Source organism: Pseudomonas sp. MN1F, assembly GCF_009391885.1.
Taxonomy (GTDB): domain Bacteria; phylum Pseudomonadota; class Gammaproteobacteria; order Pseudomonadales; family Pseudomonadaceae; genus Aquipseudomonas.
This window is the reverse complement of record NZ_VZII01000003.1, coordinates 90918-113300: the sequence shown is the minus strand read 5'-3', so window position 1 is coordinate 113300 and position 22383 is coordinate 90918. Positions and strand designations below refer to the sequence as shown.

Genomic DNA, 22383 nt, shown 5'->3' with positions numbered 1-22383 from the left:
TCGATGGCTTTCTGCGACTTGGATCCAACGCCTGGGTTCTGTATCATCCCGCCGCCATCGGAAAGATGGCCGAAGATGAAGCATTTAAAGGACTTAGTATGAAAAAGCTGTTCAAGGCCACTGTCGCCGTTGCTGTAGTATCCGGCGTTGCCCTGCTGTCGGGCTGCACTGGCCAAGTCTACAACCAGCAGAAAAACTGCTCGTACGACTACCTGTTCCACCCTTCGGTTTCCATCTCCAAGGTCATCGGTGGCTGCGGCCCGATCGATAAACTGCCTCAGCAGCAGTAAGCTTGGTGATCCCCAGATCTCGCCGCTAGCGGCCTGATCCGAAGCCCCCGGTCATGCAGATGGCCGGGGGTTTTTGTTGGCTGAAGGGTTTCCGAAAAGCCTGACTCCCGCTGAGACAACCCGTCGCGTTGACCCCCGTCCGCCAATTTGTTTGTGCTGGCATTTCGGTTACAATCGGCGAAACGATTCAGCCCTGTCGGTCAATTCGACAAAAGCCTGAGTCGTTTTCTGGTTCTCTGGCTGCTGAACAATCATCAATAACAAACCTGCGCTGAAGAACATGGAACACTTTGGGCCAGCCACAGGCCCACCCTCCGTTCTACTGACTGGAATTGATCAATGTTCAAGAAAGCTGGCAAGACCTTGCTGGGTCTGGCTGTCGCTGCGAGCTTCATGCAAGCGCACGCCGCAGAAACCAAGAAAGTCGATGTGCTGCTGGTCGGCGGCGGCATCATGAGCTCCACCCTGGCCGTGTGGCTGCACGAGCTGGAGCCAAGCTGGTCGATGGAAATGGTCGAGCGCCTGGACGGCGTCGCCGAAGAAAGCTCCAACGGCTGGAACAACGCCGGTACTGGCCACTCTGCGCTGGCCGAGCTGAACTACACCCCGGAAGACAAAGACGGCAACGTCAACATCTCCAAGGCCATCGAAATCAACGAAGCCTTCCAGATCTCCCGCCAGTTCTGGTCGTGGCAGGTCCGCCAGGGCGTGCTGAAGAACCCGCACTCGTTCATCAACACCACCCCGCACATGAGCTTCGTCTGGGGCGATGACAACATCAAGTTCCTCAAGAAGCGTTACGACGCGCTGCAGGCCAGCCCGCTGTTCCGCCCGATGCAGTACTCCGAGGACCACGCGCAGATCGCCAAGTGGGTCCCGCTGATGATGGAAGGCCGTGACCCGAACCAGAAGCTGGCGGTCACCTGGACGCCAATCGGCACCGACGTCAACTTCGGCGAAATCACCCGCCAGTTCGTCGGCCACCTGCAGACCCAGAAAGGCTTCGACCTGAAGCTGTCCAGCGAAGTACAGGACATCACTCGCAACGAAGACGGCTCCTGGCACGTCGAGTACAAGAACCTCAAGGACGGTACCAAGTCGGCCACCGACGCCAAGTTCCTGTTCATCGGTGCCGGCGGCGGCGCGCTGAAGCTGCTGCAGAAGTCGGGCATTCCTGAAGCCAAGGAATACGCAGGCTTCCCGGTGGGCGGCTCGTTCCTGGTGACCGAGAACCCGACCGTGGCCATGCAGCACATGGCCAAGGCCTACGGCATCGCCTCGACCGGCGCGCCGCCCATGTCGGTACCGCATCTGGACACCCGCGTGCTGGACGGCAAGCGCGTGATCCTGTTTGGCCCATTCGCGACCTTCTCGACCAAGTTCCTGAAGAACGGTTCGTACCTGGACCTGCTGAGCAGCACCACCACCCACAACGTGTGGCCGATGACCAAGGTCGGTATCGACCAGTACCCGCTGGTCGAGTATCTCGCTGGCCAGCTGATGCTGTCGGATGACGACCGCTTCGACGCGCTGCGCACCTACTTCCCGAACGCCAAGAAGGAAGACTGGAAACTGTGGCAGGCCGGTCAGCGCGTGCAGATCATCAAGCGTGACGCAGAGAAGGGCGGCGTGCTGAAGCTGGGCACCGAAGTGGTGGCTTCCCAGGACCGCACCATCGCCGGCCTGCTGGGCGCCTCGCCAGGTGCTTCGACGGCTGCGCCGATCATGCTGAACGTGCTGGAAACCGTGTTCAAGGAAAAGGTCGCCACCCCTGAGTGGCAGGCCAAGATCAAGGAAATCGTACCGAGCTACGGCACCAAGCTGAACGACTCGGCAGCGGCCACCCAGAAAGAGTGGAACTACACCGCTGAAGTGCTGCAGCTGGAGAAGCCACCGGTGATCGACGAAAGCGTCGGTACCACCGTTGCGCCGAGCAAACCGGTTGAAAGCAAACCGGCAAACGACATGGCGCTCTGATCAGGCGATGTGGGTTCGAGAAAGCCACGGGTGACCCCCGTGGCTTTTTTCATGGGTGTTTTGGCAGGTCGCTGTCGACGGCAAGTTCCTGCAGCACCTCGGTCAGGTCGAGGTCCACCGCCAGCGCCAGGAAACTCACGTCCCCCTCGTCACTGACGGGAAACACCTTCGCCTCGGTGGCGGCCCTGAGCACTACCTGGTCGCCGTGGGTGACGTGCAGTTCCGAGCCATCGGGCATTTCCAGCTTCAGGCTTCCCGAGGTGGCGAACAGCAGCAGGTCGCTGCCCGGGCTCAAGTGTGCGGCCGCATGCAGATGGCGATATTCGGCGATCCAGCCATCGCGCAAAAACGTCTTGCTCAAGGCATAGGCCAGCGAGCATTCCAGCGACAGGTCAGCCATTTCATCGATCACCCGGTCACGTGGAACCTGGGGCATCAGGCGGGAAAATTCACTCAGGTTGGTCAGGGTGACTTTCCGGCGGGCAAGGCTCATAACGGTTTCCTTCTCAATTCCGGGCCTCAAGCCAGCAGCGTGATCGCCACGTGCCCGGCGACGCCGGCACACACGCTGTAGATCAGGCTCCTCGACCAGTAGGCGATGATGATCACCGGAATCGCGGCCAGCAGGTCGGCATTCAGGCCGATCAGCGAGCCATCCTTGGCCACCAGCAATGCGGGTACGGTGATGCTGGCGATGATTGCCACCGGCAGGTATTCAATGACGTCATTGAACCACTTGGGGGACTTCTCCATCTTCAGCAGAAACGGTGTCGCGCGGGTCAGGTAGGTGATGGCAGCCATCAGCATCACCGCTGCGATCAGGTAGTTCTTTTCAGGCATAACCCTGCTCCACAGCCAACGGCGGTTGCGATGAATACGTTCAAGGGCGAGGGTGCAAACATGTTCAGCAGGCAGGTGGTGACGATCACCACCAGGGCGATGACGGCCTTGTTGAAGGTGCTGCACAGCGAAATCAGCACAAAGATCATCATGGCCGTCAGGGCATAGTCCAGCTTGAACTGGGAAAACCGGTTCAACGCATCCGAGGCCACCGCGCCAAACACCGCGCCGGCGATCCAGCTGGCATGGCAATAGGTATTGAACTGCAGCAGATAGCCAGGGGAGGTCGGCCTGCCGTTCTCCAGGCGTTGGCTGTGAAAGGCAAAGGACTCATCGGTCAGGCCGAATGCGTACAGCAACTTCTGCGGCTTGCTGATCGGCAGTTGCGCGCTGCGTTTGGACATGTACATCGCCATCAGCATGTGCCGCGAATTGATCAGCAAGGTCGACAAGGCAATGGTGATCAGCGGCGCGCTGCTGGTCATCAGTGCCAGTGCGGCAAACTGCGCCGCCCCGGCATAGACGAACAGGCACATGGCGGCCGGCAGCCACAAGGGCAGGCCGGCATTGATGCACATGACACCAAACACGAAGCTGACGACGAAGTAGCCGGTAACGATCGGCAGGGCGTCGACCAGGCTCTCCTTGCGCGAGGTGGATAGCAGCACCGACGAGGTCACAGGTCGACCTCGCAGGTAATTTCACCCCGGGTTTGCAGGAAGCCTTGTTTCTGCCAGAAGCTCAATGCGTTGGTGTTGTCATGCTCGACGAACAGAAACACCCGACGAATGCCGTGCTGGCGGAAATCGCTGAGAATCGAATTGGCCAATGAGGTGCCAATCCTGCTCTGGCGATAGTCCGGCGCCACTGCCATGTGGTTGATGGTACCCCGTGTCCCCATCAGGCCCCCCGCGACCGCGCCGACGATGGCCCCGGTCTGGTTCTCGGCCACGTAGCAATAGGTGTGCTCGGTGCCGAGCAGGCCTTTGAGCAGGCCTTCGTCCTGCCAGTCGCAGAACGAGGTTTCTTCGAAACGGCGGAAGAAGTCGACGATCTTGCGAGCATGGAAAGGAGTGGCTTTCTTGATGCTCAGGCCATTGATGTGTTCGGCCGGGAACAGTTTCGGCGCCGTGCCGATGCAACTAGTCGATAATGTCATGCTCGCTACCCGGCCGAGAGAAGGAAATGGCGATGATCTGCCGGTAGCCCATTTCAGCGTTGCTGGGGTTGGTGGCCGGCGTCACGTAGTGCTGCAGTTCACGATCGAGGAAGTAAGTGGTGTCGAGAATATTCAGGTAAGTGCCGGAGTCGATCACATTCGACTGTTTGTCGTAGATGTTGCTGGTGGCACCCTCGACGTTGTGGCGGCCCCAGAAGTGCACGCCGCTGAACGGATAACCGTCGCAGTGAATACCTTCGGGAGTGATTTCGATCTGCGCCCCGGGTTTGATTTCGATACGAATCTGGTGAACCTGGCACTGCCAGGTGACCGTGTGCAATTCTTCTGGCAGCACGGCCTTGTACACGTCGAAATCCAGCCGAATCAGTGCCCGTAGTATCGGCGAGTTGAAGACGTCGGCGGAAATGTCATCAAAATGACGCGCCATACCGCCGACGTAGTTGTTGTGCGCCTCGGATTGTTCGTAGGCACGGTGATTGAGTTGGCACAGTTCACCGGTGACCGGGTTGAAGTCGAAGTCACTGTAACGGCGGTAACGCGTGCCCTTGTCAGCCTGACCGTAATAACGGTCGACGCCCATGGTCTCCCAACTTTTGGAAAACTCGACAAACTCTTTGAACCCCCCGGTCAGGGCATAATCGCTGCCCATGACATTGACCGTCTTGTTTTGTCGCAGGGCAGTAGCGATGTTTTTGTTCAGTGTCAGCATGGCCATCTCTTGTTATCTAAAAACTGGCAAAAATCTAACAGTTGGTTTGCGCGCAGAAACTTCACTTTTTTTTGAGGTGCCTCAAGCGTTGCTTGCTACCCGGCCGGCGTGCACCGTAAGCGTGCAGACAGTGCAGTGCCTTGTGCGTTATCCTCTTGCCGTGTTTGACGGTCTGCGTCAAAGGATCGGGAGGGGAGATTGAATGGACATCAAGGTGCTCAAAAACATCGTGAACGTGGCCCGAACGGGGTCGATCACCGATGCGGCCGAACAGGTTCACGTCACGGTCCAGGCCTTGGCCGCTCAGTTGAAAAAGCTCGAAGACCATTGCGGCTTCAAGTTGTTCGACCGGACCAACAAAGGGGTATCGCTGACCCAGGAAGGCGTGGGCATCCTGCCGCATGTTCTGGAAATCGTACGTTCCTCCGAGCGCATGCAGCTGAAGATCAATCAGTTGCGTCAGAGCCGCAATCAGCGCCTGCCTTTGCGCGTTGCCTTGAACAGCACGCTGTCCATGGAAATCAACCAGCAGATCATGGGCGGGGTGGTCAGCAAGTTGTCAGGCTACAGCCCGATCTTCAGTTGCTCGGAATCGCCCGACAACCTGACCAAGCTGGCCAAGGACGAAGCGGACATGGTGGTGGTGCTGGGCGACAGCGTTCCGGAAAACTATCATTCGGTGCCGCTCAAGGGGTTGCGCATCGAAGTCGTTGCCTCGTCGTCTAGCAATGACCGTTCAGCGCCCTGCGCGGTGATCAAACCGTTGCCCGAGTGCCCCTATCATTCGATCTTTTCCCGCTTCGCCGAGCGCCGGCCCGGTATGCTGGACGCCACAACCGTGTTTCACTCCGGCAGCGAGATCGTCAGTGTTTCCATGATCAAGAGCTTTGGTGGCGTGGGCGTGCTGTCGCGTGCCGTTGCCGAGGCCAATGACCTGTTCATCTGGCCTGGCTTCTCCGATTTTCTCGATGTGTACCTGGTCATGAAAGAGCCCTGGATCATCGAAGAAGAGTTCCCGCTGTTCGGCGCGGTACCCACCCCGCTGCGCAGCTTGGACGCCATCAGCGCCTGAGTCGGACAGGGCCAGACGCCGCGGGAGACCCGTGGCTTTGCGTCTTCAGCTGAAAATGCATTGATCGAAAACTCGCAGTTGGCGTGCACAACTACTGCGTGTTCATCATCTGGCCGAGGCGCAGCCGGTACAGGCTGAAATCAGTTCTGCCTCAAGATGCAGTCCAGCAACCCGGGAAAGCGCTCGCCCAGCATCTCGCTGCGCAGCGAATTCATGTGGGTGGTCCCGACATTGCGGGTATGCACCAACCCCGCATCACGCAACACGCGAAAATGGTGCGACATGCTCGACTTCGGCCGCCCGCCATCGAGCTCGCCGCAGCTGGCCTCGGCCACGCCGGCCAGGTGGCGGACGATGCCCAGGCGCACCGGGTCGCTCAGTGCATAGAGCACACGCTCGAGAATCAGGTCTTCAGGGTTGGGGTGTTGGTAGGCTCGCATGGCCGACATGATAACGGGGGTTTCACTAATTGCCATAGTTCGATTATGATCGAACTATCGTATTCAGATAAGCCAGGAGCTTGCCCATGTCTGCCCTGTTCCAACCTTACACCCTCAAAGACGTCACGTTGCGCAACCGTATCGCCATCCCGCCGATGTGCCAGTACATGGCCGAGGACGGCATGATCAACGACTGGCACCATGTGCACCTGGCCGGCCTGGCCCGTGGCGGTGCCGGCCTGCTGGTGGTCGAGGCCACTGCCGTGGCGCCGGAAGGGCGCATCACCCCCGGTTGTGCCGGGATCTGGAGCGACGCCCATGCCCAGGCCTTCGTGCCGGTGGTGCAGGCGATCAAGGCGGCAGGCTCGGTGCCGGGCATCCAGATTGCCCACGCCGGGCGCAAGGCCAGCGCCAACCGCCCATGGGAAGGCGATGACCACATCGCGGCTGACGATGCCAATGGCTGGGACACCATCGCCCCGTCGGCCATCGCCTTCGGCGCGCACTTGCCGAAAGTGCCGCGCGAGATGACCCTGGACGACATCGCCCGGGTCAAACAGGATTTCGTCGATGCCGCGCGCCGTGCGCGTGATGCCGGCTTCGAGTGGATCGAGCTGCACTTCGCCCATGGCTACCTGGGGCAGAGCTTCTTCTCCGAGCATTCCAACCAGCGCACCGATGCCTACGGTGGCAGCTTCGACAACCGCAGCCGCTTCCTCCTGGAAACCCTGGCCGCCGTGCGTGAGGTGTGGCCGGAAAACCTGCCACTGACCGCTCGCTTTGGTGTGCTTGAGTATGACGGCCGCGACGAGCAGACCCTGGAAGAGTCGATCGAACTGGCGCGCCGGTTCAAGGCTGGCGGGCTGGACCTGCTGAGCGTCAGCGTGGGCTTCACCATCCCCGACACCAACATCCCGTGGGGCCCGGCATTCATGGGGCCGATTGCCGAGCGTGTGCGTCGTGAGGCGGGCTTGCCGGTGACCTCGGCGTGGGGCTTTGGTACGCCGCAACTGGCCGAGGAGGCATTGCAGGCCAACCAGCTGGACCTGGTGTCGGTGGGGCGTGCGCACCTGGCCGATCCGCACTGGGCGTACTTCGCGGCGAAGGAGTTGGGCGTGGACAAGGCCTCCTGGACCTTGCCGGCGCCGTATGCACACTGGCTCGAGCGCTATCGCTGAGCCATGAGCTGGCCCCACAGGCACTGCGGTACCTGTGGGGCGCCAGTTACCTACCGCAGCGCCAGCCAACCTTGCGCATTGCGCTCAGCAAGCGTTGCCCATCCAGCCCCGGCACCAGCCCCCCCTCCGCTGTCCGCATGTCTTTACCAGCAACCAGCGCGTTGACGATCGCTTCTTCCACCGCCTCTGCCGCCGCCATGAACAGCGGCGTGATGTGGTCGTTGGCAAGCATCTGCACCGGCTGGCTGAAGGGTACCCCTTTGCGCCCATACGCTGCAGGCGGCAGTTGCTGGTCGGCGGTGGAGAACGCCACGAACAGGTCGCCACTGGCATCCTCGGTACCGCCCCCGGTCCGGGCGATACCGATCGATGCCCGCTGCGCCAGACGCTGGCACTGGTGGGGGAGCAACGGCGCATCGGTGGCAATGATCACCACGATCGAGCCCATGCCGGGTTCGCCACGTTCGGCGAAGGGCGAGGGGATATCGTCGAGCACCCGGCCGACCGGGTAGCCATCGACCCGCAGCTCCTGTCGCTGGCCGTGGTTGGCCTGTAACAACACCCCCACCGTCCAGCCGCCCTGGTCAGGAGGAAGGCGCCGTGAAGCAGTGCCAATACCACCCTTGAATTCATGGCAGATCATGCCGGTCCCACCACCCACCCCACCTTCGGCAACCGGCCCGGATTCGGCGCGTGCCAGCGCTTCGTTCACCTGATCGGGCCCTATATGCTGGCCCCAGATATCATTGAGCAGGCCATCGTAGGTCTCCAGTACCACGGGCATGCACCAGTACACTGACGGGTCGCCCAGGGTGTCGCGTTCTGCAGCGATCAGCGCATCGCGCACTACCCCGACACTGTGGGTATTGGTGATGGCAATCGGGGTGGTCAACAGGCCGGCTTCGCGAATCCACTCGAGGCCGGTGGCATCACCGTTGCCATTGAGCACGTGGACCCCGGCAAAGCAAGGCGCCAGGCGGGCCGCCAGCGGGCGCGGCTGGATCACCGTCACCCCGGTACGCACCTGTTTGTCGGCACTGTTGGTAATCATGGTGCTGTGGCCGACGCGGATGCCGGGTACATCGGTGATGGCGTTGAATTCACCCGGTTGGCCAAGGCCCAGGGTGATACCAAGTTGACGAGCGCGCATAGGGACTCCTGTGGGTCAGAGTTTCTGGAAGGCTGGGCTGAACTTGCCGTAGGTGCTGTAGAGCATCACCGAAACGGCCAGCAGCATGAGGATGATGAGGATGTCGCGCAGGGGCGCGCCAAGCAGGCCGCTGAGCAGCAGGTAACCTGCGCCAACCACCGCCAGCAACGCGGGCAACGGCCACAGGGGCATGCGATAGGGGTGTTCGCGGTCGCTGCGCAGCACCCGGCTGAACAGACCGCACAGCGCTACCGCCAGGTACACCATCAGAAGTAGCAGCACGGTGAAGGAGGTCATTTCTTCCAGGTTGGAGCTGAAGCTCAGAGCGGCAGACGGTATGGCCAGCAGCAAGGTGGCCAGCCAAGGCGAATCCAAGCGCGGGTGGATACGGGTGAACAGGCGGTTCAGCGTTGGCGTCCACAATTGATCGCGGCCGCTGCTGAAGATCACCCGGCCGGACTGGATGACGATGGCGATGATGGCATTGAATACCGAAAGGAAAATGCCAGCGCTCACCAGCCGTGACAGCATCGGGTTACCGTGGGCGTTGAGCAGGTAGCCAATCGGGTCGCTGCTGGCCAGCATTGCTTCCAGCGAGGGCGCGCCCAGCAACAGCGCGCAGATGGGCACCAGCTCGATGGCCACCACCAAAGCCAGTGACCAGAGCACCGCCCGATGGGTACTGCGGCCGCCGTCTTTCATGTCTTCGGCCAGCACCACGGCGGCGCCGAAGCCGTTGTAGGCAAACAGCGCCGTGCCGATCGAGGCGAACACCAGTGCCCAGGGGGCGGCGCTGAGTAGCCCGTGGTCGATATGCTGGGGCGTGATCAACACGCTCAGCGGCTGGCTCACGTTACCCAGGCCCAGCGCTACGATGACCAGCACAGCAGCCATTTCGCACAACAGGAACACGCCCGTGACCCAGGCGTTGAGGCGGATATTGAGGATGCCGAGGGCATAGCTGCCGGCGACGATCGCCAGGGCCACGGCCTGGGTATCGAAGGCTGTACCAAGGGCGTTGTTCAGATAGGTGGCGGCCCCGGTGGCCAGCACCGGTGGAATGAACAACAGCGAGACCAGCACCGTGAGGAAGGTGGCGTAGCCGGCCATGCCGCCGAACACCCGCTTGGCATACACATATTCGCCGCCGGCAGAGCTGTGGGCACGGCCCAGTTCGGCATAGCACCAGGCGAACATCAGCGCCAGCACTGCCGCCAGCACGAAGGCCAGCACCGCGCCGCTGCCGGCCTGGGCAATGGCGAATGGCGCAATCACGAACACGGAACTGGCCGGGGTAACCGCCGAAACGGTGATTGCGACCACATCGAGCATGCCCAGGCTGGGCTTGAGCGCACTGTCGTGCATGTCGTTCTCCTCGAATTGTTATTGGGGATTGAGGCAGTGACGGAACCCGCGAACACCCTGCGGATGGGGTGCTGCATGGGCTGCAATCTAGGCGTGGGGCAGGGCGCAGCCAATTACCATTTGGGGGTACGCCCCTTGACGTGGGCGTAGCAAAGGCGGGAAATCGCATGACCTTCTCAGGGGAGCCGACACGGTGCACAACGTTTTTCATGAAGTCGGCATGCATGCCAATCTCGGCCGCACCATTGAACAGATCGGTCAGCCACGCTTCTGGAAGCAACTGATCCTGTTGCTGCATCGCTGGTTGCCGTTCGATAACGCTCTCGCGGCGCACTACCCCGTCAGCGGTACGCCGGTGGTACTGGAAGAGCACGATGCAACGCCGCAGGCAGGGCCGGTGGCAATGTCCCTGTACCTGAGCGGGCTGTACCAGCTCGACCCGTTCTACCTGGCCTGCCAGGAGGGTGTGGGCAGTGGTTTGTATCGGCTGGATGAGCTGGCGCCGGATCACTTTCACCAGAGCGAGTACTACCTCAGCTGGTTCCAGGCGCATGTCCTGACGGACGAGGTGCAGTTCATCCTGCAGCTCCCGGGCCAGGGGGCGCTGAGCTTGTCGCTGGGCCGCGGGCAGGCATTCGATGCCGAGCAGTGCGGCTTGCTGGCGATGATCTGCCCGTGGGTACTGGCGCTGATGCAGCAGCATTGGCAAGCCGCCAGCACACGCTTGCTGGCGCAGGACGAGCCAGTGGCGGTGCAGGTGCGTGATGCCCTGAGCCAGTTTGGCGCGGGCGTGTTGTCCGAGCGCGAGCTGGAGATTGCCAGGTTGATATTGCGCGGGTTCTCCTCGAAGGCCATGGCCGAGCGCCTGGCGATTTCACCGGAGACGATCAAGGTCCATCGCCGGCACTTGTATACCAAGCTCGATATCTCGTCGCAGCCGGAGTTGTTTTCGCTGTTCCTGCAATCGTTGGGGCACGATCCTCAGCACCCATGAATGCTGAGCGTGCCCTTGTACGAGGTCGATCAGAAGCGATCCAGGCGATAAGCCCCCATTTCGCGGACGTCGGCTTGTTTAGCCAAGCGCCCCACCCATTCCGCCGTCACCGCCGCCTGGGTCAACCCCAGATGCTGATGCCCAAACGCCAGCAGCACCCGCCCATCACACACCCGGTCGATCACCGGCAACGAGTCGGGCAACGATGGCCTGAAGCCCATCCACGGCGTCGCCCCTTCAGCACTCAGCTCCTGCTGGAACAACCCCTTGCTCAACCGGTGCAACTGCCACGCTCGCTGCATGCTAGGTGGCGCATCGAGCCCGGCGAACTCCACCGTGCCGGCCAGGCGTAGCCCGTCAGCCATGGGCGTCATGATGAACTTGCGCTCCAGCGAGGTGACCGCAAACGGCAGGCGTTGCTGCTCCTGCGGCAGCATCAGGTGATAGCCGCGCTCGGTGTCCAGCGGTACGCGTTTGCCGGTGAGCGCGGCCGTAAGCTGCGCAGAATGCGCGCCGCAACTGAGCAGCACCTGGCGCGCCTTGAACGTCCCCTGGTCACTGGCCAGGCTGACGCCGTCGCCGTGCAATTGCCCACCCGCAACCCGCGCCTGGACGAAACGCACGCCGCTGGCCTTGGCTGCCTCGAACAGCGCGCAGACCACCCGGTACGGATCGACGAAGTGCCCGGTATGCGGGAAGAACAACCCCCCCAGCAGCGCAGGGGTCAGCTGCGGTGCTGCCTCGCGCACGGTGTCTGCAGACCAGTAATCCACCGCCACGTTCTGCTGCTGCATGCGCGCCTGCAAGGCCTGCAGCGCCTGGCGCGACTCGGGCCGTTCGAACACCAGCAACGAGCCATCTTCCTTGAACAGCTCGCTGCGCCCGATCGAGCCGAGCAAGCGCTGCCAGGCTCCCAGGCTGCCTTCGTTCAGCGCCCGGATACCGGCCACGCTGCGCTGGAACGGTGCCGGGCGCAGGTTGAGCAGCAGCCGGGTGAACCACGGCATGGCCTTGGGCAGGTACTTCCAGTCCAGGCGCAACGGGCCCATCGGGTCGAGCAGCATGCGCGGCAGGCGCTTGAGGATCGACAGGTCGGCGATCGGGAACACCTGCTCGGTGGCCAGGTGCCCGGCGTTGCCATAGGACGCGCCATGGCCGGGTGCCTGCTGGTCGAGCAGCAGCACCCGACGGCCCTGGCGGGCCAGTTGCAGGGCGCAGGCCACGCCGACGATGCCGGCACCGACCACGGCGATATCGGTTTCAGGGGCGTCGACCATGCTCACCCTTCCCGTTTGCCGTCGAGCAAGCGCCGCAGTTGCAGCGGGTTGCCGTGCTTGAGCGCCTGCGGCAGCAGGGCATCGGGGAAGTCCTGGTAGCACACCGGGCGCAGGAAGCGCAGGATCGCCGCGGTACCCACCGAGGTGGTGCGGGCATCGGAGGTGGCCGGGAACGGCCCGCCGTGGACCATCGCGTCGCACACCTCGACACCGGTCGGCCAGCCGTTGACCAGAATGCGCCCGGCCTTGCGCTCCAGGGTTGGCAGCAGGGCGCGGGCAGTGTCGATGTCGGCAGCGTCCAGTTGCAGCGTGGCGGTCAACTGGCCTTCGAGGTGTTCGGCCACCTGGCGGACCTGCTCATCGCTGGTGCAGGCCACCACCAGCGAAGCGGCACCGAACACTTCGGCCTGCAATGCCGGGTCGCTGAGAAACGCTTCGGCCTGGGTCACGAACAGCTGCGCCTGGCACTGGTTCGGCCCTTGTTGTGCCAGGCCGCTGGCGGCAACCGTAGCGTTGGTGTTGTTGGCCAGGGCGCCGACGCCAGCGGCATAGGCGCTGGCAATACCTGGCGTGAGCATGGTCTGCGCGGCGGCCTGGCGTACATGCTCGCTGGCAGCCGCGATGAAGCGCTGCAGCGCTGGCCCCTGGCGGGCGATGACCAGCCCGGGGTTGGTGCAGAATTGCCCGGCGCCCTGGGTCAGTGAGGCAACGAAGGGTTGCGCCAGTGTTTCGCCACGGGCCTGCAAGGCGGCGTCGAAGAGGAACACCGGGTTGATCGAGCTCATCTCGGCGTACACCGGAATCGGCTCAGGGCGGGCCTGGGCTGCCTGGCACAGGGCCATGCCACCGCTGCGCGAACCGGTGAAACCGACTGCCTTGATGCGCGGGTCGCTGACCAGGGCGATGCCGACTTCACGGCCGGCGCCGTACAGCAGCGAGAACACGCCTTCGGGCAGGCCGCAATGTTTGACTGCGCGGGCCACGGCCTGGCCGACCAGTTCGCTGGTGCCGGGGTGCGCGGCGTGGGCCTTGACCACTACCGGGCAACCGGCGGCCAGCGCCGAGGCGGTGTCGCCGCCAGCTACCGAGAAGGCCAGGGGGAAGTTGCTGGCGCCGAACACCGCCACCGGGCCCAGGGCCACCTGGCGTTGGCGCAGGTCGGCGCGGGGCAGCGGCTGGCGTTCGGGCAGGGCGTTGTCGACCCGCACATCCAGCCATTCACCGCTGCGGACCACCCGGGCGAAGGTGCGCAGCTGCGTGCAAGTGCGGCCACGTTCGCCCTGGATGCGCGCCTTCGGCAGGCCGCTTTCGGCCACGGCGCGGTCGATCAGGGCATCGCCGAGCGCTTCGATTTCGCTGGCGATGGTTTCGAGGAAATGGGCGCGTTGTTCCAGCGAGGTTTCGCGGTAACCGTCGAACGCCGCCCAAGCCAGTGCGCAGGCCTGGGCCACGTGTTCGCCGGTGCCGCCGGCGTAGGCGGGTTCGAGGGCCTGGTTGGTGGCCGGGTCGATGGCGCGGATCGCGTCGCGGCTGCCGGGTACGGCAGATTGGCCGATCAGCAGGTTGCCTGTCAGGGTCATGGGGCGTCCTTTGAAATTGAATTCAGTATCAAGGTGCACCGCGCCCCTACAGGGGCCGCGGTGCGTCTTGGGATCAGGCCAGGTTCTGCTCGGCCGACCAGTTGGCGTACCACTTGCGGAACAGCGCGTACTGCTGCTCGGCGTAGTTGCGCTGGGCATCGGTGAGCACGTCGGTTTCGTTGAAGTGCAGGCTGTATTCGGTGTCGCCGTTGAGCACCATCAGGTGCTTGTAGTACAGCACCAGGTCGCAGCCTTCATCGAACGACGACAGCACCGCCAGCGCCGCTTCCAGTTCACGTGCCAGGCGGCGGGCCTTGGCGTCGCCCTTGGCGGCCTGCTTGCTCAGGCTCACCAGTTGCAGCACTTCACGTGGCAGGGCGTTGCCGATGCCGGTGATGGCGCCGGTGGCGGCGCAGTTGACGAAGCCATGCACCACCTGGGTGTCAACGCCGACCATCAGGGTCACGTCGTTATCCTGGGAGGTGATGTGCTCGGCGGCGTAGCGCAGGTCGGCGCCACCGCCGAATTCCTTGAAGCCGATCAGGTTAGGGAATTCACGGCGCAGTTCGAAGAACAGGTCGGCGCGGGTGGCAAAGCCGTAGTAGGGGCTGTTGTAGATCACCGCCGGCAGCTTCGGCGCAGCGGCGAGAATGGCCGAGAAGTGGTGCTTCTGGGCGATCAGCGAAGCACCGCGGCTGAGCACGCGCGGAATGACCATCAGGCCAGCGGCACCGACCTTGGCCGCGTGGGCCGCATGGGCCACCGCTTCACGGGTGTTCACCGCACCGGTGCCGACAATGGTCGGGATGCCAGCGGCCACCAGGCGGGCCACGCCCTCCTGGCGCTCGGCTTCGGTCAGCAGCGGCCAGTCGCCCATCGAGCCGCAGTAGACCACGGCGCTCATGCCGGCCTCGATCAGTTCGCGGCCCTTGCGCACCAGGGCGTCAAAGTCCGGCTTGCGCTCGGCGGTGCACGGGGTCATCAGGGCAGGCATGGTGCCGGTGAAGATGTTGTCAGTCATTGTTGTCACTCCTGGCGATATTCAGTTGTTTAAAAAGCCGGGTTCAGATGCCCCAGGCGAATGGATCCTGTTCGTCGATCAGCAGGGTGCTGTCGGCGGTCATGTAGGCGCGGCCGGTGATGAACGGGCGAATGCGCTCGCCGTCGCGCTCGTAGCGGCCGTGGAACTGGCTGCCGGTGATGCTGGCCTGCACCCAGGTCTGGCCTGCTTCAAGCTTGCCGTCGGCGGCAAGGCACGCCAGCTTGGCGCTGGTGCCGGTGCCGCAGGGCGAGCGGTCGTAGGCCTTGCCGGGGCACATGACGAAGTTGCGGCTGTCGGCATTGGCGTCGTCGGCAAACAGCTCGACATGGTCGATCGGCGCGCCGTTTTCGCCGGTGATGCCCTGGGCTTCGAGGGCCTTGAGCATGGCCCAGGTGTACTCGGTGAGGGCTTCGCGGTTGTCCAGTTCGATGCGCTGGCCGTGTTCGGAGACCAGGAAGAACCAGTTGCCGCCCCAGGCGATGTCGCCGCGCACCACGCCATGCCCGGGCACCTCCACCGCCACCTGCTGGCGGTAGCGGTAGGACGGCACGTTGCCGACGGTAACCGCGCCGTCTTCATGCAGGGTGGCGCTGACCTGGCCGACCGGGGTGTCGATCTTGTGCACGCCCGGCTCGATCAGGCCCAGGTGCTGCAGCGAGGCGACCAGGCCGATGGTGCCGTGGCCGCACATGTTCAGGTAGCCGGCGTTGTTGAAGAAGATCACCCCGCAGGTGGCATCGGCCGACACCGGTGGGCAATACAGCGCGCCGACCAGCACATCGTTGCCGCGTGGCTCCAGCAGGCAGGCACGGCGCCATTGATCGTGCAGCTCGCGCAGTTCGTCGCGCTGCTCGGCCATGCTGCGCCCCTGCAGCTGCGGGAAGCCTTTCATCACCAGGCGGGTCGGTTCGCCGCCGGTATGCGAGTCGATGACGTGAATCTGTTTCATGGGCTTGTCCATTGCTTGAAGGATCAGGAGGCGACGGCGGCGGGGCGGCCGGTATAGGTTTCAGCGCTGGCTTCACTTTCGTCGTCGCCTTCCAGGTGCACCAGGTGAGCCGGCACGCCGGTGGCCGCGCCCCAGTAGTAGATGCCCAGGGCGCAGGCGGCCACGGCCACGGTGTCGAACGGGTGGCCGAGCACACCCAGTCCGCCGAAGCTACCCAGCCAGGACAGCAGGATGGTCACGGCGTAGAAGCCGATCAGCCAGGCCGACGAACGTACTTGCTGGGCCAGCGACAGGTGCTGGGTGGGGACGAAGCGGCCGCACAGCAGGTACAGCACGAACATCACGATCTGCAGGGCCAGTAGCCACGACACGGTGCTCCAGCCCGACCAGTAGACGATCAGTGCAGCGATGATGAACGACAGCGGGCCGAGCACGCCCATGCCCTTGACCCGGAATGGGCGTGGCATGTTCGGCGCATTGCGGCGCAGGGCGGCGACGGTGACCGGGGCCACGGCGTAGCTCAGCACCAGGGCGGCGGACACCACGTTGATCAGCGCTTCCCAGGAGGGGAATGGCAGGGTCCAGAACACCGACAGGCCGAAGGTCAGCCACAGTGCCGGGCGTGGGATACCGGACTCGGCGTCGATGCGGGTGAAGTACTTGAAGAAGGTGCCGGTCTGCGCCCAGCCATAGACCACGCGTGGGGTGGCGTTCATGTAGATGTTGCCGCAGCCGCTGGGCGAGATCACCGCATCGGCCACCACCAGATAGGCCAGCCAGCCAACGCCCAGGGCCAGGGCGATGTCACGGTAGGGCAGGGCCAGTTCCTTGGTCACTGCGGCCCAGCCGTTGCTCAGCATTTCGGTCGGCACGCTGCCGAGGAAGGCCAGTTGCAGCAGGGCGTAGATCGCGGTGGACAGCAGCACCGAGAGGATCAGCGCGATCGGGATGGTGCGCTGCGGGTTCTTCACCTCGCTGGCCACCGAGATGATCGGCGTCAGCCCCAGGTAGGCGAAGATGATGCCACCGGCCGACACCGCCATTTCCACGCCAGACAGGCCGAACGGGGCGAAGCCCTGGACCTCGAAGTTCTCCGGCTTGAAGAAGCTGAACAGCACGCCGATCACCAGCAGCGGCACGATGAACTTGAACACGCTGACCAGGTTGTTGGCCTTGGCGAAGGTCTTCACGCTGCGGTAGTTGAGGAAGAAGAACAGCCCCAGCAAGGCGAACTGCACCAGCCAGCCGAGCACCGTCGGGTCGCTGGAGCCGGCCTTGGTCAGCCCGGGGAACCAGGCCGCAGCGTACTGGCGCGAGGCGACCACTTCGATGGCGATCAGGCTGGAGAAGGCGATCAGCGTGATGAAGCCCATCAGGTAGCCGAGCAGCGGGCCGTGCGAGTACACCGGGTAGCGCACCACGCCACCGGCTCGCGGCAGGGCGGCGCCAAGTTCGCAGTAGACGATACCCAGCAGCAGCACGGCGAAACCGCCGAGGAACCAGGAGAGGATACCGGCCGGGCCGGCGATGGCCGAGACATGGCTGGCGGCGAATAGCCAGCCGGAGCCGAAGATGGCGCCGAGGCCGATGAAGGTGAGGTCGAGCAATGACAGCTGTTTCTTGAATTTGCCTGACATGGGTGCGCCTTTTTGTAGGTTTTGGATAGGCAGGTCTGATGTCACGTGATGCGGCTTTTTACGGCCGCGCTCTTGTAGCTCTTGGGCGGCTTGCGTGGGGATAGAGTGGACCCGAACGGGGCGGGGGTTCTTGATGGTTTTCTGCAGGGTGAATGACGAAATCGGCACAATTGAAAAAAGTGCTGGTGACTGTGCAGGGTCGATGGGTAGGCTGGAAGCCACGCTGCATAAGGGCTGTAGAGAACAGATGACACGCTCGAACCTGACCACCCTGTACCAGTCTCTCGACCAGCACCGCCCGGCCACCCTCGAAGCCCTGCTGGCCGGAGTGTCGCTGCTGCTGCCGATCCTCGACGCCATCCCCAACGCGGCGATCTTCATCAAGGACCCGGCCGCCCGCTACGTGCTGGCCAACACCACCCTGGTCCAGCGCTGCGGCCTCAAGCGCCTGCAGCCGCTGCTGGGCAAGACCAGTGCCGAAGTGTTCCCGGCGCAACTGGGCCCTGGCTACACCGAGCAGGACCGCCGCGTGCTCAAGGATGGGCTGGTGCTGGAAGACCAGCTCGAACTGCACCTGTACGGCAGCCGTGAACCGGGCTGGTGCCTGACCCACAAGCGCCCGCTACGCAACCCGGCCGGCGAGATCATCGGCCTGGTGGGCATTTCCGTCGACCTGCAGTCAGCCGCCGACACTCACCCCGCCTACCAGCGCCTGGCTGCCGTGGACGAGCACATCCGCCAGCATTTCCACCAGCCGATCAGCATGCATGAGTTGACCCGCATCGCCGGGATTTCCGTGGCGCAGCTGGAGCGTTACTGCAAGCGGGTATTCCACCTCACGCCGCGGCAGATGATCCACAAGGCACGCCTGGAGCACGCCCACCGGCTGCTGCACTCTGATTTGCCGATCACCGAAGTAGCGCTGCGCTGCGGTTACACCGACCACAGCGCCTTCAGCCGCCAGTTCAAGCAGCTGACCGGCTTCACGCCCCGGCAATATCGCCAGGCAACGGCGGATCAGCGGGGTTGAAACAGCAGCTTCGCTTCGTCGAAGCACTGCTCGGCAATTGCCGAACGCGGCTCGCTGCGGCGCAGCAGCAGGCCGACCGGGCTGTGGATGCTGGCGTCGGCGATGGGGATGATGCGCATGTGTTCGCTGAGGTCTTCCAGGCCGCAGCCCAGCGGCATGATCGCGCAGCACACGCCGGTGTTGATGGCCTGCACCAGCTGGAAGGTCGAGTCGCTTTCCAGCACGGCATTGGGCTCGAGGCCACGGCTGCGCAAGCTCAGGTCCAGTGACTGGCGGTAGTGCATGCCCTTGCTCAGCAGGCCCAGGGGAATGTCGCCGAGCTCGTCCCAGCGCAGGCTGTCGGTATCGAACTGGAAGTGCTGGGTGTCGAACAGCAGGCCCATGGTGGTGGTGCCCAGTTCGAACACTTCGAAGAAGTTGGCGTTGACCTGGTCGAGGTAGCAGATGCCCAGGTCGAGCTGGTTGCGGCTCAGGCCGTCCATGATCTGCTCGGTGCTGTGCGAGCTGAGCTGGAACTGCAGCTCGGGGTACTTCTCGCGCAGCGGCAGCAGCAGGTGCATGGGGTTGAAGCTGGCCAGCGGCACGGTGCCCAGGCGCAGGCTGCCGACCACCTGGCCACGGCAACTGGCGGCCTCGGCCTGCAGGCCGTCATGGGCGGCGAGCAGGGTGCGGGCCCAGGCCAGGATGCGTTCGCCCGCTTCGGTGAAGCCCTCGAAGCGTTGGCCGCGCTTGACCAGTACCAGGTCCAGTTCGTCCTCCAGGTTGCGCAGGCGCATGGACAGGGTCGGCTGAGTGATATGGCACAGCGCCGCAGCCTGGCCGAAGTGGCGGGTCTGGTCGAGGGCGATGAGGAACTTGAGCTGCTTGATGTCCATGGAAGTGCCTGGCGTCTGGTTGTGCAGACCTTAACCCACGTCTGCGATAGATGTCATTGATCGGCCGGTTCGCCATTTCGATTGGACGCTTGTCGGGCTTGTCTCTAGCGTGACGCAATGCCATTCAAGGAGCTTCACCGTGCGTGTTCAACCCGATGCGGTTTTCATACCGCTGAATATCGCTGTGCTGACCGTCAGCGACACCCGTACCTACGCCAACGACACCTCCGGCGAGCTGCTGGCCAGCCGCTCGGTGGAGGTCGGCCATCGCCTGGTGGCGCGGGCGCTGCTCAAGGATGACCTGTACAAGATCCGCGCCCAGGTAGCGAGCTGGATTGCCGATGACGACGTGCAGGTGGTGCTGATCACGGGTGGCACCGGCTTTACCGGGCGTGACAGCACGCCGGAGGCGGTGCAGTGCCTGCTGGATCGGACCGTCGATGGCTTTGGTGAGCTGTTCCGCGCCTTGTCCATTCTCGATATCGGCAGCTCGACCGTGCAGAGCAGGGCGCTGGCGGGGGTTTCCAACGGCACGCTGGTGTGCTGCCTGCCTGGCTCGACCGGCGCTTGTCGGACGGCCTGGGAAGGCATCCTGGTGGAGCAGCTGGATGCGCGGCATCGGCCCTGTAACTTTGTAAAGCACCTGAAGCCTATCGACGCCTGCGAAAGCCGCGGTCAGCTCAGTACATAATCCACAGGCAGCAACACCGGTGGCAGCGGCTCGACGCCCAAGGCCCCCAGCACATCCCGCTCCACCGTGCGCACCATGGCATCCATCGGCAGGTCGTTCTCATCGCGCCCGAACGGGTCCTCCAGCTCGTTGCCGATCGCATCCAGGCCGAAGAAGGTGTACCCGACGATGGTGGTGAACAGCGGCGCCAGCCAGCCCAGCGGCTCGGCCAGGGCGAACGGCAGCAGCAGGCAGAAGATGTAGATGGTGCGGTGCAGCAGCAAGGTATAGGGGAACGGCAGCGGCGAGCCCTTGATCCGCTCGCAGGTGGCCTGCACCTCGGTCAGCCCGGCCAGGCGCTGCTCCAGCAGGGTGTAGCGCCATTCGCTGATCTGCCCTTGCTCAGCCAGCCGTGAACAGTGCATGCCGATATCGCGCAGGATGCCATCGCACACATTGTGCGCGGCCACCGGGGTAGCCTCGTTGAGCCATGGGCGGGTGGCGTTCACTTCGTTTTCGTTACGCAACCGCGCATTCAGCCCATGGGCAAACCCGCACAGGCTGCGCAGCAGCTCGGCGCGCAGTTTTTCGTCGGCGATCACCACGCTCTCGCGTATGAACGAGCGGGTTTCGATGATCAGCTTGCCCCAGGCCTTGCGCCCCTCCCACCAGCGGTCGTAGCAGGCGTTGTTGCGAAAGCTCATGAAGATCGACAGCGACAGGCCCAGCAAGGTGAACGGCGTGGCGCTGACCGGGTAGAAGAACGCCGGAAAGTGCCGCTCGACCAGCACGATCAGCGCGGCCAGCAAGGTGACCATCAGGCAGCGCAGGGCAATGCGCTTGACGATCGACCCCTTGAGGGTGAACAGCACGCGCAGCACATCGGGGCGGGGGTGGACGATCATGGAAATCCAGAGGCGGCCGATCAGCCGCCGGTCATGTTCATGAAGCGCAGGATCTGCACCTCGCCACCGACTTCGAAGTGATGGCGGTAGGGTTTGAGGTGCAGTGAGTCGCGGATGGCCTTCTCCAGCCGTGCCGCGTCGCCGGGGTGGGCGCGCAATACCTGCTTGAGGTCCATCGAATGTTCGTTGCCCAGGCACAGCAGCAGGCGGCCCTCGACTGTCAGGCGCACGCGGTTGCAGGTGGCGCAGAAGTTGTGGCTGTGCGGCGAAATGAAACCGACCCGGGTATTGGCGGCTTCGGCCAGGCGCCAGTAGCGCGCCGGGCCCTGGGAAGATTCGGTGGATTCGATCAGGGTGAAGTGCTCGGCCAGGCGCTCACGCACTTCATCGCTGGAGCAGAACGACTCACCGCGTTCATGTTCGTTTATCTCCCCCAGCGGCATCTCTTCGATGAAGGTGATGTCCAGCTCGCGGTCGATGGCAAAGCGCACCAGGTCGACCAGCTCGTGGTCGTTGCGGCCCTTGAGCACCACGCAATTGAGTTTGGTGCGCCGGAAGCCGGCCTGGCGTGCCGCGTCGATGCCGGCGATCACCTGGTGGAGGTCGCCGGTACGGGTGAGCTGCTTGAAGCGCTCGGCGTCGAGGCTGTCGAGGCTGATGTTCAGGCGGGTGACGCCAGCGTCGAACAGCGGCTGGGCCAGGCGCCCGAGCTGTGAGCCGTTGCTGGTCATGCACAGTTCGCGCAGGCCGGGCAGGGCGGCAATGCGCCCGCACAGGTCGACGATGCCCTGGCGTACCAACGGCTCGCCACCGGTCAGGCGGATCTTGCGGGTGCCGAGGGCGACGAAGCGCTCGGCGACCTGGAACAGTTCTTCCAGGCTGAGGATCTGCTGGCGCGGCAGGAATTGCATGTCTTCGGCCATGCAGTAGACGCAACGGAAGTCGCAGCGGTCTGTGACCGACATCCGCAGGTAGTCGATTTTCCGGTTGAAGCCGTCGATCAGGGCCCGGCTGTTCTGTTCCACGTTGGCGCTCGAAAGGAAATGGGGGCTACAGGATCCAAGCTATAGCCTGTGGCCAGCCCCGTCAAATCGCTTTCCCTGACTGCTTGATCAATGCCCTCTATCACGGCTGCAGGCCAAGCGCGGCAAGGGTTGAGGGGCATGATCGAGAGCGCTTATCGTGCCGTAAGGTATTTCGATTGGACGGCTCTGGGGCGGGCT

Annotated in this window: 23 protein-coding genes; 7 read left to right on the top strand and 16 right to left on the bottom strand. The window is 63.6% G+C overall.

Going from position 1 to position 22383, the window contains the following annotated elements; genetic code table 11:
* The first annotated feature begins 98 nt into the window (after positions 1-98).
* Positions 99-290 carry a DUF4223 family protein gene (locus tag F6X59_RS01260; protein ID WP_027918621.1) on the top strand — a complete coding sequence of 64 codons (192 nt, stop codon included), beginning with the start codon at positions 99-101 and terminating at the stop codon, positions 288-290.
* A 339-nt stretch (positions 291-629) separates the two neighbouring features.
* On the top strand, positions 630-2267 hold the full coding sequence (gene mqo, locus F6X59_RS01255; protein ID WP_152954030.1) for a malate dehydrogenase (quinone): 1638 nt from the start codon (positions 630-632) through the stop codon (positions 2265-2267).
* Positions 2268-2316: 49 nt separating this feature from the next.
* On the opposite strand, the gene F6X59_RS01250 is transcribed toward mqo, so the two are convergent.
* The 5 genes from F6X59_RS01250 to F6X59_RS01230 are packed head-to-tail and all read right to left on the bottom strand — an operon-like array spanning position 2317 to position 4996.
* On the bottom strand, positions 2317-2760 hold the full coding sequence (locus F6X59_RS01250; protein WP_152954029.1) for a hypothetical protein: 444 nt from the start codon (positions 2758-2760) through the stop codon (positions 2317-2319).
* Positions 2761-2786: 26 nt separating this feature from the next.
* Entirely contained in the window at positions 2787-3107 is a 321-nt protein-coding gene (locus F6X59_RS01245) for an AzlD domain-containing protein (RefSeq protein ID WP_152954028.1), read from the bottom strand.
* Positions 3086-3787, bottom strand: a complete 702-nt coding sequence (locus F6X59_RS01240; RefSeq protein WP_346653219.1) for an AzlC family ABC transporter permease — start codon at positions 3785-3787, stop codon at positions 3086-3088. Before F6X59_RS01240 ends, F6X59_RS01245 begins: the two co-directional genes overlap by 22 nt.
* The gene (locus tag F6X59_RS01235; protein ID WP_152954027.1) at positions 3784-4266 is read right to left on the bottom strand and encodes a GNAT family N-acetyltransferase; all 483 of its coding nucleotides are present in this window, start codon (positions 4264-4266) and stop codon (positions 3784-3786) included. Before F6X59_RS01235 ends, F6X59_RS01240 begins: the two co-directional genes overlap by 4 nt.
* Complete coding sequence (locus tag F6X59_RS01230; RefSeq protein ID WP_152954026.1) at positions 4250-4996, bottom strand: 2OG-Fe dioxygenase family protein; 747 nt, start codon at positions 4994-4996, stop codon at positions 4250-4252. Before F6X59_RS01230 ends, F6X59_RS01235 begins: the two co-directional genes overlap by 17 nt.
* A 202-nt stretch (positions 4997-5198) precedes the next feature.
* Here F6X59_RS01230 and F6X59_RS01225 point away from each other — a divergent pair, with 202 nt between their 5' ends.
* The gene (locus tag F6X59_RS01225; protein WP_152954025.1) at positions 5199-6068 is read left to right on the top strand and encodes a LysR family transcriptional regulator; all 870 of its coding nucleotides are present in this window, start codon (positions 5199-5201) and stop codon (positions 6066-6068) included.
* A gap of 140 nt (positions 6069-6208) precedes the next feature.
* Here the strand turns inward: F6X59_RS01225 and F6X59_RS01220 are convergent, their stop codons facing one another.
* Positions 6209-6544 (bottom strand): helix-turn-helix transcriptional regulator, encoded by a 336-nt coding sequence (locus tag F6X59_RS01220; protein WP_152954024.1) that lies wholly within the window; start codon positions 6542-6544, stop codon positions 6209-6211.
* Between the two features lie 50 nt (positions 6545-6594).
* On the opposite strand from F6X59_RS01220, the gene xenA reads away from it, so the two are divergent.
* A complete protein-coding gene (xenA, locus tag F6X59_RS01215; RefSeq protein ID WP_152954023.1) occupies positions 6595-7686 on the top strand; it encodes a xenobiotic reductase XenA in 1092 nt (363 codons plus the stop codon).
* 46 nt (positions 7687-7732) lie between these two features.
* On the opposite strand, the gene F6X59_RS01210 is transcribed toward xenA, so the two are convergent.
* Together F6X59_RS01210 and F6X59_RS01205 are read right to left on the bottom strand one after the other, a co-directional pair.
* Positions 7733-8836: a P1 family peptidase gene (locus F6X59_RS01210; RefSeq protein ID WP_152954022.1), complete on the bottom strand. Its 1104-nt coding sequence runs from the start codon at positions 8834-8836 to the stop codon at positions 7733-7735.
* Between the two features lie 15 nt (positions 8837-8851).
* Entirely contained in the window at positions 8852-10201 is a 1350-nt protein-coding gene (locus F6X59_RS01205; protein ID WP_152954021.1) for an APC family permease, read from the bottom strand.
* Positions 10202-10421: 220 nt separating this feature from the next.
* Here F6X59_RS01205 and F6X59_RS01200 point away from each other — a divergent pair, with 220 nt between their 5' ends.
* A complete protein-coding gene (locus F6X59_RS01200) occupies positions 10422-11195 on the top strand; it encodes a helix-turn-helix transcriptional regulator (RefSeq protein ID WP_152954020.1) in 774 nt (257 codons plus the stop codon).
* Between the two features lie 29 nt (positions 11196-11224).
* Here the strand turns inward: F6X59_RS01200 and F6X59_RS01195 are convergent, their stop codons facing one another.
* From F6X59_RS01195 to F6X59_RS01175, 5 genes are all read right to left on the bottom strand, one after another.
* Positions 11225-12472, bottom strand: a complete 1248-nt coding sequence (locus F6X59_RS01195; protein WP_152954019.1) for an FAD-binding oxidoreductase — start codon at positions 12470-12472, stop codon at positions 11225-11227.
* Between the two features lie 2 nt (positions 12473-12474).
* Entirely contained in the window at positions 12475-14052 is a 1578-nt protein-coding gene (locus F6X59_RS01190) for an aldehyde dehydrogenase (NADP(+)) (RefSeq protein WP_152954018.1), read from the bottom strand.
* Positions 14053-14125: 73 nt separating this feature from the next.
* Positions 14126-15073, bottom strand: coding sequence for a dihydrodipicolinate synthase family protein (locus F6X59_RS01185; RefSeq protein ID WP_152954017.1), 948 nt, complete (start codon positions 15071-15073; stop codon positions 14126-14128).
* A gap of 43 nt (positions 15074-15116) precedes the next feature.
* The gene (locus F6X59_RS01180) at positions 15117-16043 is read right to left on the bottom strand and encodes a 4-hydroxyproline epimerase (protein WP_152954016.1); all 927 of its coding nucleotides are present in this window, start codon (positions 16041-16043) and stop codon (positions 15117-15119) included.
* A gap of 23 nt (positions 16044-16066) precedes the next feature.
* Positions 16067-17680, bottom strand: a complete 1614-nt coding sequence (locus F6X59_RS01175; RefSeq protein WP_152954015.1) for an APC family permease — start codon at positions 17678-17680, stop codon at positions 16067-16069.
* Between the two features lie 247 nt (positions 17681-17927).
* On the opposite strand from F6X59_RS01175, the gene F6X59_RS01170 reads away from it, so the two are divergent.
* Entirely contained in the window at positions 17928-18710 is a 783-nt protein-coding gene (locus F6X59_RS01170) for an AraC family transcriptional regulator (protein WP_152954014.1), read from the top strand.
* Here F6X59_RS01170 and F6X59_RS01165 read toward each other — a convergent pair.
* Positions 18698-19585, bottom strand: coding sequence for a LysR family transcriptional regulator (locus F6X59_RS01165; protein WP_152954013.1), 888 nt, complete (start codon positions 19583-19585; stop codon positions 18698-18700). The genes F6X59_RS01170 and F6X59_RS01165 overlap by 13 nt on opposite strands.
* Before the next feature lie 139 nt (positions 19586-19724).
* On the opposite strand from F6X59_RS01165, the gene moaB reads away from it, so the two are divergent.
* Complete coding sequence (gene moaB / locus F6X59_RS01160; RefSeq protein ID WP_346653229.1) at positions 19725-20276, top strand: molybdenum cofactor biosynthesis protein B; 552 nt, start codon at positions 19725-19727, stop codon at positions 20274-20276.
* Here moaB and F6X59_RS01155 read toward each other — a convergent pair.
* Both F6X59_RS01155 and moaA read right to left on the bottom strand, forming a co-directional pair.
* Positions 20261-21160, bottom strand: coding sequence for a bestrophin family protein (locus F6X59_RS01155; protein WP_152954012.1), 900 nt, complete (start codon positions 21158-21160; stop codon positions 20261-20263). The two genes, moaB and F6X59_RS01155, sit on opposite strands and share 16 nt — an antisense overlap.
* A gap of 20 nt (positions 21161-21180) precedes the next feature.
* On the bottom strand, positions 21181-22185 hold the full coding sequence (gene moaA, locus F6X59_RS01150) for a GTP 3',8-cyclase MoaA (RefSeq protein WP_346653231.1): 1005 nt from the start codon (positions 22183-22185) through the stop codon (positions 21181-21183).
* Positions 22186-22383: the final 198 nt, after the last annotated feature.

Coding starts and splice junctions, on each gene's coding strand:
- F6X59_RS01210 (WP_152954022.1), bottom strand. CDS start 8,836: ATGCGCGCTCGTCAACTTGGTATCACCCTGGGCCTTGGCCAACCGGGT.
- F6X59_RS01225 (WP_152954025.1), top strand. CDS start 5,199: ATGGACATCAAGGTGCTCAAAAACATCGTGAACGTGGCCCGAACGGGG.
- F6X59_RS01155 (WP_152954012.1), bottom strand. CDS start 21,160: ATGATCGTCCACCCCCGCCCCGATGTGCTGCGCGTGCTGTTCACCCTC.
- F6X59_RS01165 (WP_152954013.1), bottom strand. CDS start 19,585: ATGGACATCAAGCAGCTCAAGTTCCTCATCGCCCTCGACCAGACCCGC.
- F6X59_RS01185 (WP_152954017.1), bottom strand. CDS start 15,073: ATGACTGACAACATCTTCACCGGCACCATGCCTGCCCTGATGACCCCG.
- F6X59_RS01235 (WP_152954027.1), bottom strand. CDS start 4,266: ATGACATTATCGACTAGTTGCATCGGCACGGCGCCGAAACTGTTCCCG.
- F6X59_RS01180 (WP_152954016.1), bottom strand. CDS start 16,043: ATGAAACAGATTCACGTCATCGACTCGCATACCGGCGGCGAACCGACC.
- F6X59_RS01170 (WP_152954014.1), top strand. CDS start 17,928: ATGACACGCTCGAACCTGACCACCCTGTACCAGTCTCTCGACCAGCAC.
- F6X59_RS01175 (WP_152954015.1), bottom strand. CDS start 17,680: ATGTCAGGCAAATTCAAGAAACAGCTGTCATTGCTCGACCTCACCTTC.
- F6X59_RS01195 (WP_152954019.1), bottom strand. CDS start 12,472: ATGGTCGACGCCCCTGAAACCGATATCGCCGTGGTCGGTGCCGGCATC.
- F6X59_RS01220 (WP_152954024.1), bottom strand. CDS start 6,544: ATGGCAATTAGTGAAACCCCCGTTATCATGTCGGCCATGCGAGCCTAC.
- F6X59_RS01205 (WP_152954021.1), bottom strand. CDS start 10,201: ATGCACGACAGTGCGCTCAAGCCCAGCCTGGGCATGCTCGATGTGGTC.
- mqo (WP_152954030.1), top strand. CDS start 630: ATGTTCAAGAAAGCTGGCAAGACCTTGCTGGGTCTGGCTGTCGCTGCG.
- F6X59_RS01245 (WP_152954028.1), bottom strand. CDS start 3,107: ATGCCTGAAAAGAACTACCTGATCGCAGCGGTGATGCTGATGGCTGCC.
- xenA (WP_152954023.1), top strand. CDS start 6,595: ATGTCTGCCCTGTTCCAACCTTACACCCTCAAAGACGTCACGTTGCGC.
- F6X59_RS01200 (WP_152954020.1), top strand. CDS start 10,422: ATGCATGCCAATCTCGGCCGCACCATTGAACAGATCGGTCAGCCACGC.
- F6X59_RS01260 (WP_027918621.1), top strand. CDS start 99: ATGAAAAAGCTGTTCAAGGCCACTGTCGCCGTTGCTGTAGTATCCGGC.
- F6X59_RS01190 (WP_152954018.1), bottom strand. CDS start 14,052: ATGACCCTGACAGGCAACCTGCTGATCGGCCAATCTGCCGTACCCGGC.
- F6X59_RS01250 (WP_152954029.1), bottom strand. CDS start 2,760: ATGAGCCTTGCCCGCCGGAAAGTCACCCTGACCAACCTGAGTGAATTT.
- F6X59_RS01230 (WP_152954026.1), bottom strand. CDS start 4,996: ATGCTGACACTGAACAAAAACATCGCTACTGCCCTGCGACAAAACAAG.